The sequence below is a fragment of the Pseudomonas sp. EA_15y_Pfl1_P101 genome (genome assembly GCF_963970835.1).
In the GTDB taxonomy this organism is placed as follows: domain Bacteria; phylum Pseudomonadota; class Gammaproteobacteria; order Pseudomonadales; family Pseudomonadaceae; genus Aquipseudomonas; species Aquipseudomonas tritici.
The window spans coordinates 312135-328288 of the sequence record NZ_CAXAPA010000008.1 but is presented as its reverse complement, the minus strand read 5'-3'; the positions used below and the strand labels follow the sequence as shown (position 1 = coordinate 328288).

Genomic DNA, 16154 nt, shown 5'->3' with positions numbered 1-16154 from the left:
CGAACTCAGTAGTGAAACGATGCATCGCCGATGGTAGTGTGGGGTTTCCCCATGTGAGAGTAGGTCATCGTCAAGATTAAATTCCGAAACCCCTGTTTGCTAACGCAAACAGGGGTTTTGTTTTGGGGGGTTGGAAAGTTCGAAGAGGCTCATCTCGGCAGCCTTCAGTGCTAACGCTCGGCCTTTCTATGCAATGACTCTGCGCATGGCTATCATGCGTGCCTCATTGTGAGGCGATACCTGAATGCTGACGTTGTTAAAACTTCTGAAAGATGGCCGATTCCATTCCGGAGAAGCACTTGGCGCCGCCCTGGGCGTCAGTCGCAGCGCTGTCTGGAAGCAGCTCCAGCACCTTGAGGCTGAATTGAATCTGCCCATCCACAAGGTTCGTGGCAAAGGGTATCAATTGGCGTCACCGCTGGTTTTCTTGAGTGCTGAGGACATTGCGCTGAATGCACCTTCCTTGGCGTGGCCCGTTCATATCTCTGACTCCATTGACTCCACGAATGCCGAAGCCTTGCGTCTTGTTAATGCAGGATGCGCGGCTCCGTTCTTGGTGCTTGCCGAGCAGCAAACGGCGGGAAGAGGCAGGAGGGGACGAAAGTGGGTCAGCCCGTTTGCACAGAATGTGTATTACAGCCTCGTATTGCGCATCGAGGCTGGTCTGCGGCAGTTGGAGGGCCTGAGCCTAGTGGTGGGCTTGGCGGTCATGCAGGCCTTGCGCGAGTCAGGTGTGCAGGGGGCGGCACTGAAGTGGCCAAACGATGTCTTGGTAGGGCAGAAGAAGATTGCCGGGATTTTGCTGGAGTTGGTAGGAGACCCTGCTGATATCTGTCACGTTGTTCTCGGAATTGGTATCAACGTCAATATGCAGAGAGCTGACGAGGTCGATCAGCTATGGACTTCGGTGCAGCTCGAGACGGGCTCTCCTGTCGATCGCAACGCTCTGGCGGCGCGATTGGGCCTGCAGTTGCAAAGCTACCTTGATCAACACAGGGCACACGGTTTTGTCGCGCTTCAAGAGGAGTGGGAGCAAAATCACGCATGGCAGGGGCGTTCAGTATCCCTCATCGCCGGCGTTAACCAGGTTGACGGGGTTGTATTGGGTGTAGATCGTCAGGGAGCATTGCGCCTGAGTGTCGATGGCGTTGAGAAAATATACAGTGGTGGTGAGTTAAGCCTGAGGCTGCGTGATGATTCTTGAGCTCGACTGCGGGAATAGCTTTATTAAATGGCGAGTGCTTGATTCGGATAGGGCGAGTGTCTCGGCGGAGGGGGTTGTTGGTTCGGATCTGGCGTTGATTGAAAGCCTTGTCGCGGTCCCAGAGTTGTTGCTGACACACTGCCGATTGGTAAGCGTTCGTGCCCTGGAGGAAACAAGCAAATTAGTTACGGCTCTGTATGAGGCTTTCGGCGTTGTTGTTGCCTGCGCTGGTCCCGCGCGAGAAATGGCCGGAGTGCGTAACGGCTACGAAGATTTCGAGCGTCTGGGTCTTGATCGCTGGTTGGCGATGCTTGGTGGATTCAAGCTGGCGCGCGGCGCTTGCCTAGTGCTCGATTTTGGCACCGCAGCAACGGCGGATTTTATTACGGCTGATGGTGAGCATCTGGGCGGCTTTATATGTCCAGGCATGCCTCTGATGCGCAGCCAACTGCGGACTCATACGCGCAAGATTCGTTACGACGACGCTGCTGCTGAACGAGCGCTGGAGTATCTCTCGCCAGGTCGTACGACTGTGGAGGCTGTAGAGCGCGGCTGTACGTTGATGTTGAGAGGGTTTGTGCTAACTCAATTGGAGCAGGCGCGGAGCTACTGGGGTGATGACTTCACTGTGTTCCTGACTGGCGGGGATGCTGATCTGATATCGGATGCGGTGCCACAGGCTCGGCTCGTTCCTGATCTGGTTTTTGTCGGTTTGGCGATGGCGTGCCCTTTGTCCTGAGGTGATTATGCGTTGGCTTTTTTTACTTTTACTTGTTCTCAACGCCTTCTACTACATTTGGCATCAGCAAGAAGCGCCTTTGCGCGCTAAAGATGTCACGCCTCTAAGTCTCTACAAGGGGTCGCAGCAGGACATTCGTCTATTGAGTGAATCCTCTGACACGGTAATGCGCAGGGAGCGAGCAAGAGCGCCTGAGGCACAAAATACGTGCCTGTACATCGGCGGATTTGCGGATCAACGCCAGGCGCAGCTCGTTGAGCAGCGCCTCACAAGCCTGGATATAAAGGTCAGGGTCCAATTGCTGAATGCTGCTGATGCTTCCGGCTACTGGCTCCGCGTTGCCCCTGAAAGTCGACGCCTTGCTGACGACCTGCCCTTTGAAAACCTTGCTAAGGAATTCAATGAGTTAAAACATAAGATAATGTTGTGCGAAGGCGTTGCAACTCTCGAATAGTTTGCATAGAATGGCGCCCGCTTCGCAGTGAAGACCTTTTGGGTCAACAGTGCGAAGCGAAGGTCAACGCAGCTAACCTCATATTTTTAATGAGAAAATGCTTGACAGAAGGCCGGCGTGATGTAGAATGCCGGCTCGCTTAGGAGGGGTTCCCGAGCGGCCAAAGGGATCAGACTGTAAATCTGACGTCTACGACTTCGAAGGTTCGAATCCTTCCCCCTCCACCATTTTTAGCGTGAGCTGCAAGCTCCGCGGGTATAGTTTAGTGGTAGAACCTCAGCCTTCCAAGCTGATGATGCGGGTTCGATTCCCGCTACCCGCTCCAAGTTTGCAGGTTGTGCACGGTGTTTTGCTCTTGTAGCTCAGTTGGTAGAGCACACCCTTGGTAAGGGTGAGGTCAGCGGTTCAAATCCGCTCAAGAGCTCCATATAACAAGGCAGATATGAAAATATCTGCCTTTGTTTTAACAGCTAATCTCGGTTTGATGGTGTTTTGCCTGGTGTTGTCAGGTGATTTCAAATCTCTAGAGCTTGGTTGTTGTAAAGTCTTTTTCAGGCCTGCATAATGGTCGGCCTGATTTTGTTTTAGGTCAGTAGCTCAATTGGCAGAGCGACGGTCTCCAAAACCGTAGGTTGGGGGTTCGATTCCCTCCTGACCTGCCAGATTCACGTGGTGTATCTGGCTTTCTTTTCACAGGATCTTCATAGATGACTCCTAAGGCTGAAGCTCAAAGCTCTCGTTTCGATCTGGTCAAGTGGCTCGCCGTAGTTGCCTTGGTGGTCGTAGGCGTTGTTGGCAATCAGTACTATTCTGCTTCGCCGATCCTGTACCGTGTGCTCGCTTTGCTTGCCCTTGCTGCTGTAGCTGTCTTTGTTGGCCTGCAGACTGCCAAGGGTAAGTCTTTCGCGGTACTGGTAAAGGAAGCTCGCACCGAAATACGTAAAGTCGTTTGGCCGACTCGCCAAGAAACCACGCAGACCACGTTGATTGTTGTGGCTGTTGTTCTGGTTATGGCGTTGCTGTTGTGGGGGCTTGATTCCCTGCTCGGCTGGCTTGTTTCCTTGATTGTTGGCTAAGGGTGTCCCGTGGCTAAGCGTTGGTACGTTGTGCATGCTTACTCGGGTTACGAGAAGCATGTTATGCGCTCTTTGCTGGAGCGCGTAAAGCTGGCAGGCATGGAAGATGGCTTCGGCGAAATTCTGGTTCCCACTGAAGAAGTGGTTGAAATGCGGAATGGTCAGAAGCGCAAAAGCGAACGCAAGTTCTTCCCTGGCTACGTGTTGGTACAGATGGACATGAATGAAGGTACTTGGCACTTGGTCAAGGACACCCCTCGTGTCATGGGTTTCATTGGCGGTACCGCTGATAAGCCTGCTCCTATCACCGATAAAGAGGCAGAAGCAATTCTGCGTCGTGTTGCTGATGGTAGTGACAAGCCTAAGCCGAAGACGCTTTTCGAGCCGGGTGAGGTTGTTCGTGTTACAGATGGTCCGTTTGCTGATTTCAACGGTACTGTCGAAGAAGTTAACTACGAAAAGAGCCGCATCCAAGTGGCAGTGCTCATTTTCGGTCGTTCTACTCCGGTAGAGCTGGAGTTCAGCCAGGTCGAGAAGGTCTAGCTGGGCAAGCATCCCAACCCCGCAGCCTAGGCTGTGGGGTTTTGTCGTCACTGGGATAAACGCGCAAGTAACCGGGGAGCCTTTAGAGGCGTTCGAACCCGTAATTGGAGTGCCTCATGGCCAAGAAGATTACCGCTTACATCAAGCTGCAAGTGAAGGCCGCTCAGGCCAACCCTAGTCCACCCGTCGGTCCAGCTCTGGGTCAGCACGGCGTGAATATCATGGAATTCTGCAAGGCCTTCAACGCCCGTACTCAGGGTATTGAGCCAGGTCTGCCGACTCCAGTGATCATCACTGTATACAGTGACCGTAGCTTCACTTTCGAAACCAAGTCGACCCCGGCTTCGGTTTTGCTGAAGAAAGCTGCTGGTCTGACTAGCGGTTCCGCTCGTCCGAACACCGTTAAGGTTGGCACCGTGACTCGTGCTCAGCTGGAAGAAATCGCGAAAACCAAAAACGCGGATCTGACTGCAGCTGATATGGATGCAGCCGTGCGTACCATCGCCGGTTCTGCTCGTAGCATGGGCCTTAACGTGGAGGGTGTGTAATGGCTAAGCTGACCAAGCGCCAAAAGGCTATCGCCGGCAAAATCGAAGCGGGCAAGGCCTACAATTTTGTAGACGCTGCTGCCCTGCTGACCGAGCTGTCGACTGTCAAGTTCAGCGAGTCCGTTGACGTTGCTGTAAACCTGGGTGTTGACCCACGTAAATCCGACCAGGTCGTTCGTAGCGCAACTGTGCTGCCACACGGTACTGGCAAGACTGTACGTGTAGCTGTCTTCACCCAAGGCCCGGCAGCTGAAGCTGCTCTGGCCGCCGGCGCTGATCGCGTTGGCATGGACGACCTGGCTGCCGAAATGAAAGGCGGCGACCTGAACTATGACGTAGTTATTGCTTCCCCGGATGCAATGCGTGTTGTAGGTCAGTTGGGTCAGATCCTCGGTCCGCGTGGCCTGATGCCTAACCCTAAAGTCGGCACCGTAACGCCAGACGTAGCTACCGCGGTTAAAAACGCCAAGGCTGGTCAGGTTCGTTATCGCACTGACAAAAACGGCATCATTCACACCTCCGTTGGCAAAGTCGGCTTTGATGCCGTCAAGCTGAAGGAAAACGTTGAAGCCCTGATCGCTGATTTGAAGCGTATCAAGCCTGCTTCCTCGAAAGGTATCTACGTCAAGCGCGTTACCCTGAGCACCACTATGGGCCCAGGTCTGGTCATCGACCAAGGCTCGCTGGACGTATAAGACAAAGATTGGCGCGAGCGATTGCGCCAATTGAAAAATTGGGGTCCCTGCCTGGCGGGGGCTATCCAAGACCGTAGGCGACGCAAGTCTTAAACCACAAGCCTACGCAGATGGTGCTCCCGGTTCCTTACCGAATCAGACACCAAAACGACATCCGGCTCCGGCCAGATGAAACGGTAACAAGCAGGAGTTAAACCCGTGGCAATTAATCTCGAAGACAAGAAGGCCATCGTCGCTGAAGTCAACGAGGCTGCCAAAGCTGCTCTGTCCGCTGTCGTGGCTGATGCCCGTGGTGTGACAGTAAGCGCTATGACCGGACTCCGTAAAGAGGCTCGTGAAGCTGGCGTATACGTACGTGTTGTGCGTAACACCCTGCTTAAGCGCGCTGTTGCTGACACTGAATACAGTGTTCTCAACGACGTGTTCACAGGCCCGACCCTGATTGCTTTCTCCACCGATCATCCGGGTGCTGCTGCCCGTTTGTTCAAAGAGTTCGCAAAGGGTCAGGACAAGTTCGAGATCAAGGCAGCTGCGTTCGAGGGCAAGTTCCTCGCAGCTAACCAAATCGACGTACTGGCAACACTGCCGACCCGTAACGAAGCTATTTCTCAGCTGATGAGCGTGATTCAAGGCGCTACCAGCAAGTTGGCTCGTACTCTGGCCGCAGTTCGCGAGCAAAAAGAAGCTGCCGCAGCCTAAGGCTGAGCAAATTCTCTCGCGTATTTTTGTTTATTTCGATGGCCGCGTAGGCCGTCCCCCAATTCAGGAAATACAGCAATGTCTATCTCCCAAGACGATATCCTCAACGCCGTAGCTGAAATGTCGGTTCTGCAGGTTGTTGAGCTGATCAAAGCTTTCGAAGAAAAATTCGGCGTTTCCGCTGCCGCTGCTTCCGCTGGTCCAGCTGTTGCTGCTGTTGCTGCTGAAGAGCAAACCGAATTCAACGTTATGCTGCTGGAAGCTGGCGAGAAGAAAGTAAACGTGATCAAGGCAGTACGTGAACTGACCGGTCTGGGCCTGAAAGAAGCCAAGGCTGTAGTTGACGGCGCTCCTGCCCAGGTTCTGGAAGCAGTGTCGAAAGACGCCGCCGACAAAGCCAAAGCTACTCTGGAAGAAGCAGGCGCTAAAGTCGAGCTGAAGTAAGCATCGACCTTGCGTCTCCAGCCCACGCGTCAAGCTGAAGGCTGATGGCTGGTGGCTCTTGCCACCGGCCTTTTTCCGTTCTTGGCTGTCGACTCGGTCGCCGCCATTAACGCGCTGTAGCCACCCGATGCGGTGGTGCAAACCATGGGGTTTGCAAGATTTTCTGGCTGCTCCCGTCGGGAGGGCCAAACAAGCAGGTGACCAAGCTGGGGAACGCTGATGGCTTACTCATATACTGAGAAAAAACGTATCCGCAAGGACTTTAGCAAGTTGCCGGACGTCATGGATGTCCCGTACCTTCTGGCTATCCAGCTGGATTCGTATCGTGAATTCTTGCAGGCGGGAGCGACCAAAGATCAGTTCCGCGACGTGGGCCTGCATGCGGCCTTCAAATCCGTTTTCCCGATCATCAGCTACTCCGGCAATGCTGCGCTGGAGTACGTCGGTTATCGCCTGGGCGAACCGGCATTTGATGTCAAAGAATGCGTGTTGCGCGGTGTCACGTACGCCGTACCTTTGCGGGTAAAAGTCCGCCTGATCATTTTCGACAAAGAATCGTCGAACAAAGCGATCAAGGACATCAAAGAGCAAGAAGTCTACATGGGCGAAATCCCACTGATGACTGAAAACGGTACCTTCGTTATCAACGGTACCGAGCGTGTAATCGTTTCCCAGCTGCACCGTTCCCCGGGCGTGTTCTTTGACCACGACCGCGGCAAGACGCACAGCTCCGGTAAGCTCCTGTACTCCGCGCGGATCATTCCGTACCGTGGTTCGTGGTTGGACTTCGAGTTCGACCCGAAAGACTGCGTGTTTGTGCGTATCGACCGTCGTCGTAAGCTGCCGGCCTCGGTACTGCTGCGCGCGCTCGGCTATACCACTGAACAAGTGCTGGATGCCTTCTACACCACCAACGTATTCAGCCTGAAGGGTGAAACCCTCAGCCTGGAACTGATCGCATCGCGTCTGCGTGGTGAAATTGCCGTCCTGGACATCCAGGATGAGAAGGGCAAGGTCATTGTTGAAGCGGGTCGTCGTATTACTGCGCGCCACATCAACCAGATCGAAAAAGCCGGTATCAAATCGCTGGACGTTCCTTTGGAATACGTCCTGGGCCGCACCACCGCCAAGGTCATCGTTCACCCGGCTACAGGCGAAATCCTGGCTGAGTGCAACACCGAGCTGAATACCGAGATCCTGGCCAAGATCGCCAAGGCTCAGGTTGTTCGCATCGAGACCCTGTACACCAACGACATCGACTGCGGTCCGTTTGTCTCCGACACCTTGAAGATCGACTCCACCAGCAACCAATTGGAAGCGCTGGTCGAGATCTATCGCATGATGCGTCCTGGCGAGCCTCCCACCAAAGACGCTGCCGAGACCCTGTTCAACAACCTGTTCTTCAGCCCTGAGCGCTATGACCTGTCTGCGGTCGGCCGGATGAAGTTCAACCGTCGTATCGGTCGTACCGAGATCGAAGGTTCGGGCGTGTTGTGCAAAGAAGACATCGTTGCGGTCCTGAAGACTCTGGTCGACATCCGTAACGGTAAAGGCATCGTCGATGACATCGACCACCTGGGTAACCGTCGTGTTCGCTGCGTAGGCGAAATGGCCGAGAACCAGTTCCGCGTTGGTCTGGTGCGTGTTGAGCGCGCGGTCAAAGAGCGTCTGTCGATGGCCGAAAGCGAAGGCCTGATGCCGCAAGACCTGATCAACGCCAAGCCGGTGGCTGCGGCGGTGAAAGAGTTCTTCGGTTCCAGCCAGCTCTCGCAGTTCATGGACCAGAACAACCCGCTGTCCGAGATCACCCACAAGCGCCGTGTATCTGCACTGGGCCCGGGCGGTCTGACGCGTGAGCGTGCGGGCTTTGAAGTTCGTGACGTACACCCGACGCACTACGGTCGTGTTTGCCCGATCGAAACGCCGGAAGGTCCGAACATCGGTCTGATCAACTCCCTGGCTGCCTATGCGCGCACCAACCAGTACGGCTTCCTTGAGAGCCCGTACCGTGTCGTGAAAGACGCTCTGGTCACCGACGAGATCGTGTTCCTGTCCGCCATCGAAGAAGCTGATCACGTGATCGCTCAAGCTTCGGCCACGATGAACGACAAGAAAATGCTGATCGACGAGCTGGTAGCTGTTCGTCACTTGAACGAGTTCACCGTTAAGGCGCCGGAAGACGTCACCTTGATGGACGTATCGCCCAAGCAGGTAGTTTCGGTTGCAGCGTCGCTGATCCCGTTCCTGGAACACGATGACGCCAACCGTGCGTTGATGGGTTCCAACATGCAGCGTCAAGCTGTACCCACCCTGCGTGCTGACAAGCCGCTGGTAGGTACCGGCATGGAGCGTAACGTAGCCCGTGACTCCGGCGTATGCGTTGTGGCTCGTCGTGGCGGCGTGATCGACTCTGTTGATGCCAGCCGTATTGTGGTTCGTGTTGCCGATGACGAAGTTGAAACTGGCGAAGCCGGTGTCGACATCTACAACTTGACCAAGTACACCCGCTCCAACCAGAACACCTGCATCAACCAGCGTCCGCTGGTGAGCAAGGGTGATCGGGTTCAGCGCAGCGACATCATGGCAGACGGTCCTTCCACCGATATGGGTGAGCTGGCACTGGGTCAGAACATGCGCATCGCGTTCATGGCCTGGAACGGTTACAACTTCGAAGACTCCATCTGCCTGTCCGAGCGTGTGGTTCAGGAAGATCGCTTCACCACGATCCACATTCAGGAACTGACCTGTGTGGCACGTGACACCAAGCTTGGGCCAGAAGAGATCACTGCAGACATCCCGAACGTGGGTGAAGCTGCACTGAACAAGCTGGACGAAGCCGGTATCGTTTATGTAGGTGCTGAAGTTGGCGCAGGCGACATCCTGGTCGGTAAGGTCACTCCGAAAGGCGAGACCCAACTGACTCCGGAAGAGAAGCTGTTGCGTGCCATCTTCGGTGAAAAAGCCAGCGACGTTAAAGACACCTCCCTGCGTGTACCTACCGGTACCAAGGGCACCGTCATCGACGTACAGGTCTTCACCCGTGACGGCGTTGAGCGTGATGCTCGCGCACTGTCCATCGAGAAGACCCAGCTCGACGAGATCCGCAAGGACCTGAACGAAGAGTTCCGTATCGTTGAAGGCGCGACCTTCGAACGTCTGCGTTCCGCTCTGGTAGGCCACAAGGCTGAAGGCGGCGCAGGTCTGAAGAAAGGTCAGGACATCACCGACGAAATCCTCGACGGTCTCGAGCATGGCCAGTGGTTCAAACTGCGCATGGCTGAAGATGCTCTGAACGAGCAGCTCGAGAAAGCCCAGGCTTACATCGTTGATCGTCGCCGTCTGCTGGACGACAAGTTCGAAGACAAGAAGCGCAAACTGCAGCAAGGCGATGACCTGGCTCCAGGCGTGCTGAAAATCGTCAAGGTTTACCTGGCAATCCGTCGCCGCATCCAGCCGGGCGACAAGATGGCCGGTCGTCACGGTAACAAAGGTGTGGTCTCCGTGATCATGCCGGTTGAAGACATGCCGCACGATGCCAATGGCACTCCGGTGGACGTGGTCCTCAACCCGTTGGGTGTACCTTCGCGTATGAACGTTGGTCAGATCCTTGAAACCCACCTGGGCCTCGCGGCCAAAGGTCTGGGCGAGAAGATCAACCGCATGATCGAAGAGCAGCGCAAGGTCGCAGACCTGCGTAAGTTCCTGCACGAGATCTACAACGAGATCGGCGGTCGCAACGAAGAGCTGGATACCTTCACTGACCAGGAAATCCTGGATCTGGCGAAGAACCTGCGCGGCGGCGTTCCAATGGCTACCCCGGTGTTCGACGGTGCCAAGGAAAGCGAAATCAAGGCCATGCTGAAACTGGCAGACCTGCCAGAAAGCGGCCAGATGCAGCTGTTCGACGGCCGTACCGGCAACAAGTTTGAGCGCCCGGTTACTGTTGGCTACATGTACATGCTGAAGCTGAACCACTTGGTAGACGACAAGATGCACGCTCGTTCTACCGGTTCGTACAGCCTGGTTACCCAGCAGCCGCTGGGTGGTAAGGCTCAGTTCGGTGGTCAGCGTTTCGGGGAGATGGAGGTCTGGGCACTGGAAGCATACGGCGCTGCTTACACTCTGCAAGAAATGCTCACAGTGAAGTCGGACGATGTGAACGGTCGGACCAAGATGTACAAAAACATCGTGGACGGCGATCACCGTATGGAGCCGGGCATGCCCGAGTCTTTCAACGTGTTGATCAAAGAAATTCGTTCCCTCGGCATCGATATCGATCTGGAAACCGAATAACACGTGACGCGAATCGAGAGCGGGGCTGTTTAGCCCGCTCTCTGCTCCGCCAGGAGGAAAGGCCTTGAAAGACCTACTGAATTTGCTGAAAAACCAGGGTCAAGTCGAAGAGTTCGACGCCATCCGTATTGGATTGGCATCGCCTGAGATGATCCGTTCGTGGTCGTTCGGTGAAGTTAAAAAACCGGAAACCATTAACTACCGTACGTTCAAACCTGAACGTGACGGCCTGTTCTGCGCCAAGATCTTTGGCCCGGTTAAGGATTACGAGTGCCTGTGCGGTAAGTACAAGCGCTTGAAGCACCGTGGTGTGATCTGCGAGAAGTGCGGCGTTGAAGTCGCACTGGCCAAGGTTCGTCGTGAGCGTATGGCGCACATCGAACTGGCTTCGCCGGTTGCGCACATCTGGTTCCTGAAATCGCTGCCGTCCCGTATCGGCTTGCTGATGGACATGACCCTGCGTGATATCGAACGCGTTCTCTACTTCGAGAGCTATGTTGTTATCGACCCGGGCATGACCACCCTTGAAAAAGGTCAGCTGCTGAACGACGAGCAGTACTTCGAAGCGCTGGAAGAGTTCGGCGACGATTTCGATGCCCGCATGGGTGCTGAAGCTGTCCGTGAACTGCTGCACGCTATCGACCTGGAACACGAGATTGGCCGTCTGCGTGAAGAAATTCCGCAAACCAACTCCGAAACCAAAATCAAGAAGCTGTCCAAGCGTCTGAAGTTGATGGAAGCCTTCCAGGGTTCCGGCAACTTGCCAGAGTGGATGGTGCTGACCGTTCTGCCGGTTCTGCCGCCAGACCTGCGTCCGCTGGTACCGTTGGACGGTGGTCGTTTCGCGACGTCCGACCTCAACGACCTGTACCGCCGCGTGATCAACCGTAACAACCGTTTGAAGCGCCTGCTCGATCTGTCCGCTCCGGACATCATCGTGCGCAACGAAAAGCGTATGTTGCAAGAAGCTGTCGATGCCTTGCTCGACAACGGTCGTCGTGGTCGTGCCATTACCGGTTCCAACAAGCGTCCTCTGAAATCCCTGGCTGACATGATCAAGGGTAAGCAAGGTCGTTTCCGTCAGAACTTGCTCGGTAAGCGCGTTGACTACTCCGGTCGTTCGGTAATTACCGTAGGCCCGACCCTGCGTCTGCACCAGTGCGGTCTGCCTAAGAAGATGGCACTTGAGCTGTTCAAGCCATTCATCTTCGGCAAGCTGGAAATGCGCGGTCTTGCGACCACCATCAAAGCGGCCAAGAAAATGGTCGAGCGCGAACTGCCAGAGGTTTGGGACGTTCTCGCTGAAGTGATTCGCGAACACCCGGTTCTCCTCAACCGTGCACCGACCCTTCACCGTCTGGGTATCCAGGCGTTTGAACCAGTACTGATCGAAGGTAAGGCTATCCAGCTGCACCCTCTGGTCTGTGCTGCGTACAACGCCGACTTCGACGGCGACCAAATGGCCGTGCACGTACCGCTGACACTGGAAGCCCAGTTGGAAGCGCGTGCGTTGATGATGTCGACCAACAACATTCTGTCGCCAGCCAACGGTGAGCCAATCATCGTTCCGTCGCAGGACGTTGTATTGGGTCTGTACTACATGACCCGTGAAGCGATCAACGCCAAAGGCGAAGGTCGTGTGTTCGCTGACCTGCAAGAAGTTGACCGTGTGTTCCGTGCCGGCGAAGCCGCACTGCACGCCAAGGTCAAAGTGCGGATCAACGAAACCGTCAACGACCGTGACGGTGGCAGCGTGAGCGGCACTCGTATTGTCGACACCACTGTCGGCCGTGCGCTGTTGTATCAAGTTGTGCCCAAAGGTCTGTCGTACGACGTCGTCAACCTGCCGATGAAGAAAAAGGCGATCTCCAAGCTGATCAACCAGTGCTACCGCGTGGTTGGTTTGAAAGAGACCGTGATCTTCGCTGACCAGCTGATGTACACCGGTTTTGCTTATTCGACCATCTCCGGCGTTTCCATCGGCGTTAACGACTTCGTTATCCCTGATGAAAAAGCGCGCATCATCGCGGCTGCAACCGATGAAGTGAAAGAGATCGAGAGCCAGTACGCCTCGGGCCTGGTAACACAGGGTGAGAAGTACAACAAAGTGATCGACCTTTGGTCCAAGGCCAACGACGAAGTGTCGAAGGCGATGATGGCTAACCTCTCGAAAGAGAAGGTTATCGACCGTCATGGCGTAGAAGTCGATCAAGAGTCGTTCAACTCGATGTACATGATGGCCGACTCGGGCGCACGGGGTTCTGCCGCGCAGATCCGTCAGCTCGCCGGTATGCGTGGCCTGATGGCCAAACCGGACGGTTCCATCATCGAAACGCCGATTACTGCGAACTTCCGTGAAGGTTTGAGCGTACTTCAGTACTTCATCTCGACTCACGGTGCTCGTAAAGGTCTGGCGGATACCGCGTTGAAAACCGCTAACTCCGGTTACCTGACTCGTCGTTTGGTAGACGTTGCGCAAGACTTGGTTGTGACTGAAGTTGACTGCGGTACCGAGCACGGTCTGCTGATGACTCCGCACATCGAAGGCGGCGATGTTGTAGAGCCTTTGGGCGAACGCGTACTGGGCCGAGTCATTGCCCGTGACGTATTCAAGCCAGGTACCGAGGAAGTTATCGTTCCTGCTGGCACCCTGGTGGATGAAAAGTGGGTCGAGTTCATCGAACTCAACAGCATCGACGAAGTGATCGTTCGCTCGCCGATCAGCTGCGAAACCCGCTACGGCATCTGCGCCAAATGCTACGGCCGTGACTTGGCTCGTGGTCACCAGGTGAACATCGGTGAAGCGGTCGGCGTTATCGCTGCTCAGTCCATCGGTGAGCCGGGTACCCAGCTGACCATGCGTACGTTCCACATCGGTGGTGCGGCAAGCCGGACCTCCGCAGCCGACAGCGTTCAGGTGAAGAATGGCGGTACCGTCCGTCTGCACAACCTGAAACACGTTGAGCGAGTGGATGGTTGCCTGGTTGCGGTGTCCCGTTCCGGTGAGCTGGCGATCGCTGATGACTACGGTCGTGAGCGTGAGCGTTACAAGCTGCCGTACGGTGCTGTGATTTCGGTTAAAGAAGGTGACAAGGTCGACGCTGGCGCAATCGTGGCCAAGTGGGATCCGCACACTCACCCAATCGTTACCGAAATGAAAGGTACCGTGACCTACGTGGGCATGGAAGAAGGCATCACGATCAAGCGTCAGACTGACGAATTGACCGGTATGACCAACATTGAAGTACTCGACGCGAAAGATCGTCCAGCTGCCGGTAAAGACATCCGTCCTGCCGTGAAGATGGTTGATGACAACGGCAAGGATCTGTTGCTGCCAGGCACTGACGTAATCGCTCAGTACTTCCTGCCAGCCAACGCCCTGGTCGGTGTAGCGGATGGTGCGAAGATCGCGATCGGTGATGTTATCGCGCGTATCCCGCAAGAAACTTCGAAGACCCGTGACATCACCGGTGGTCTGCCGCGTGTTGCCGACTTGTTCGAAGCGCGTCGTCCGAAAGAAGCGTCGATTCTGGCTGAGGTCAGCGGCACCATCGCGTTCGGTAAAGAGACCAAAGGCAAGCGCCGTCTGGTCATTACCCCGAACGACGGTAGCGATCCGTACGAAGAGCTGATTCCGAAGTGGCGTCACCTGAACGTCTTCGAAGGCGAACAGGTAAACCGCGGCGAAGTTATCTCCGACGGCCCAAGCGATCCACACGACATCCTGCGTCTGCTGGGTGTGAGTGCGCTGGCCAAGTACATCGTTAACGAGATCCAGGACGTTTATCGCCTGCAAGGCGTGAAAATCAACGATAAGCACATCGAGACCATCCTGCGTCAGATGCTGCGTAAAGTTGAAATCGCTGAATCCGGCGATTCCAGTTTCATCAAGGGTGACCAGATGGAATTGACTCACGTACTCGTAGAGAACGAGCGTCTGGCTGGCGACGAGAAATTCGTTTCCAAGTTCACTCGCGTGCTGCTGGGTATCACCAAGGCGTCGTTGTCCACTGAGTCGTTCATCTCGGCGGCCTCCTTCCAGGAGACCACTCGCGTACTGACCGAAGCAGCGGTAACCGGCAAGCGCGATTACCTGCGCGGCCTTAAAGAAAACGTGGTTGTGGGTCGTTTGATCCCAGCCGGTACCGGTTTGGCTTACCACAGCGAGCGCAAGCGCCGCCGTGATGCTGACAAGCCGCTGCGCGTGAGCGCCAGTGAAGTGGAAGCTGCACTGACCGAAGCGCTGAACTCTAGCGGTAACTGAGTTCTGCGATAAATAAGTCTGGGCCCTGGCAGCCCCCATTCGTCGGATCGAGGCAGTTATGCCCCGTTTCGATGAGAGGGGATGTCGGGGCCTTGCCTTGACTGGGGGCAAGATCCTCTTTAGACTCTTGTACCCCTAAATTTGGCGGGAATTCGTTCCTGCCATTTTGCTTTTCTTGCAAGACAATAGCGTCGCAAGACAACAGTGGAGCTAGTAGATGGCAACTATCAACCAGCTGGTACGTCAGCCGCGTAAGCGTATCGTCGAGAAATCCGACGTGCCTGCGCTGCAGAACTGCCCGCAACGTCGTGGCGTATGCACTCGCGTGTATACCACTACGCCGAAAAAACCTAACTCGGCACTGCGTAAAGTATGCCGTGTGCGTCTGACCAACGGTTTCGAGGTTTCCTCGTACATCGGTGGTGAAGGCCACAACCTGCAAGAGCACAGCGTGGTGCTGATCCGTGGCGGTCGTGTAAAAGACTTGCCAGGTGTTCGTTACCACACCGTACGCGGCTCCTTGGATACCTCCGGCGTTAAAGGTCGTAACCAGGGTCGTTCGAAGTACGGTACCAAGAAGCCTAAGTAGTAGCGGCTTTTTGTAAACTGAATCATCTTATTTTCTGAGTCGATAAGAGTAAGGTCGGAGGCGTCCCGCAAGGGCACTGATTCCGAACGAACCTGAAGACCGTTTGAGGGCTTATCCATGCCAAGAAGACGCGTAGCAGCCAAGCGCGAAGTGCTTGACGATCCAAAATACGGAAGCCAAATCCTGGCCAAGTTCATGAACCACGTGATGGAAAGCGGCAAGAAAGCCGTTGCCGAGCGTATTGTTTATGGCGCGCTGGAAAAGGTTAAAGAACGCAAGAACAGCGATCCCCTGGAAATCTTCGAGAAAGCTCTCGACGCCATCGCTCCGCTGGTCGAAGTAAAGTCGCGCCGTGTAGGCGGTGCTACTTACCAGGTTCCGGTCGAAGTTCGCCCGTCCCGTCGTAACGCGCTGGCAATGCGCTGGTTGGTAGACTTCGCCCGCAAGCGCGGCGAGAAGTCTATGGCTCTGCGTTTGGCTGGCGAGCTGTTGGATGCTGCTGAAGGTAAAGGTGCTGCTGTTAAGAAGCGTGAAGACGTGCACCGTATGGCCGAAGCTAACAAAGCTTTCTCGCACTACCGCTTCTAATTTCAGCTTCACTAATTT

The 16154-nt window shown here is 55.2% G+C and carries 13 protein-coding genes, 4 tRNA genes and 1 rRNA gene; all 18 read left to right on the top strand.

The window, feature by feature from the left end:
* Positions 1–76: ribosomal RNA gene (gene rrf / locus AACY36_RS28300) — 5S ribosomal RNA — on the top strand; the annotation flags it as partial.
* A gap of 168 nt (positions 77–244) precedes the next feature.
* Positions 245–1204: a bifunctional biotin--[acetyl-CoA-carboxylase] ligase/biotin operon repressor BirA gene (gene birA, locus AACY36_RS15530; protein ID WP_339428437.1), complete on the top strand. Its 960-nt coding sequence runs from the start codon at positions 245–247 to the stop codon at positions 1202–1204.
* Positions 1194–1943 (top strand): pantothenate kinase, encoded by a 750-nt coding sequence (locus AACY36_RS15525; RefSeq protein WP_339417042.1) that lies wholly within the window; start codon positions 1194–1196, stop codon positions 1941–1943. The genes birA and AACY36_RS15525 overlap by 11 nt, the downstream gene beginning before the upstream one ends.
* A gap of 7 nt (positions 1944–1950) precedes the next feature.
* Positions 1951–2397, top strand: a complete 447-nt coding sequence (locus AACY36_RS15520) for a hypothetical protein (protein WP_339417040.1) — start codon at positions 1951–1953, stop codon at positions 2395–2397.
* A 142-nt stretch (positions 2398–2539) separates the two neighbouring features.
* Positions 2540–2624: transfer RNA gene (locus tag AACY36_RS15515), tRNA-Tyr, on the top strand.
* Positions 2625–2648: 24 nt separating this feature from the next.
* A tRNA-Gly gene (locus tag AACY36_RS15510) sits at positions 2649–2722 on the top strand.
* A gap of 26 nt (positions 2723–2748) precedes the next feature.
* A tRNA-Thr gene (locus tag AACY36_RS15505) sits at positions 2749–2824 on the top strand.
* Positions 2825–2983: 159 nt separating this feature from the next.
* Positions 2984–3059 (top strand) — tRNA-Trp (locus tag AACY36_RS15500).
* Between the two features lie 45 nt (positions 3060–3104).
* On the top strand, positions 3105–3473 hold the full coding sequence (secE, locus tag AACY36_RS15495) for a preprotein translocase subunit SecE (protein ID WP_058414067.1): 369 nt from the start codon (positions 3105–3107) through the stop codon (positions 3471–3473).
* A gap of 9 nt (positions 3474–3482) precedes the next feature.
* Positions 3483–4016 (top strand): transcription termination/antitermination protein NusG, encoded by a 534-nt coding sequence (gene nusG / locus AACY36_RS15490; RefSeq protein ID WP_003176436.1) that lies wholly within the window; start codon positions 3483–3485, stop codon positions 4014–4016.
* A gap of 116 nt (positions 4017–4132) precedes the next feature.
* Positions 4133–4564: a 50S ribosomal protein L11 gene (rplK, locus tag AACY36_RS15485; protein WP_003210097.1), complete on the top strand. Its 432-nt coding sequence runs from the start codon at positions 4133–4135 to the stop codon at positions 4562–4564.
* Entirely contained in the window at positions 4564–5259 is a 696-nt protein-coding gene (gene rplA, locus AACY36_RS15480) for a 50S ribosomal protein L1 (RefSeq protein ID WP_003232403.1), read from the top strand. Before rplK ends, rplA begins: the two co-directional genes overlap by 1 nt.
* A 198-nt stretch (positions 5260–5457) precedes the next feature.
* Positions 5458–5958 (top strand): 50S ribosomal protein L10, encoded by a 501-nt coding sequence (rplJ, locus tag AACY36_RS15475; protein ID WP_015886139.1) that lies wholly within the window; start codon positions 5458–5460, stop codon positions 5956–5958.
* A gap of 78 nt (positions 5959–6036) precedes the next feature.
* Positions 6037–6402 (top strand): 50S ribosomal protein L7/L12, encoded by a 366-nt coding sequence (gene rplL / locus AACY36_RS15470; protein ID WP_003176432.1) that lies wholly within the window; start codon positions 6037–6039, stop codon positions 6400–6402.
* A 219-nt stretch (positions 6403–6621) separates the two neighbouring features.
* Positions 6622–10695: a DNA-directed RNA polymerase subunit beta gene (gene rpoB / locus AACY36_RS15465; RefSeq protein ID WP_339417034.1), complete on the top strand. Its 4074-nt coding sequence runs from the start codon at positions 6622–6624 to the stop codon at positions 10693–10695.
* A gap of 64 nt (positions 10696–10759) precedes the next feature.
* On the top strand, positions 10760–14959 hold the full coding sequence (gene rpoC / locus AACY36_RS15460; protein ID WP_049711295.1) for a DNA-directed RNA polymerase subunit beta': 4200 nt from the start codon (positions 10760–10762) through the stop codon (positions 14957–14959).
* 217 nt (positions 14960–15176) lie between these two features.
* A complete protein-coding gene (gene rpsL / locus AACY36_RS15455; protein WP_002555494.1) occupies positions 15177–15548 on the top strand; it encodes a 30S ribosomal protein S12 in 372 nt (123 codons plus the stop codon).
* Between the two features lie 117 nt (positions 15549–15665).
* Positions 15666–16136 carry a 30S ribosomal protein S7 gene (gene rpsG, locus AACY36_RS15450; RefSeq protein ID WP_002555493.1) on the top strand — a complete coding sequence of 157 codons (471 nt, stop codon included), beginning with the start codon at positions 15666–15668 and terminating at the stop codon, positions 16134–16136.
* The last annotated feature ends 18 nt before the right edge of the window (positions 16137–16154 follow it).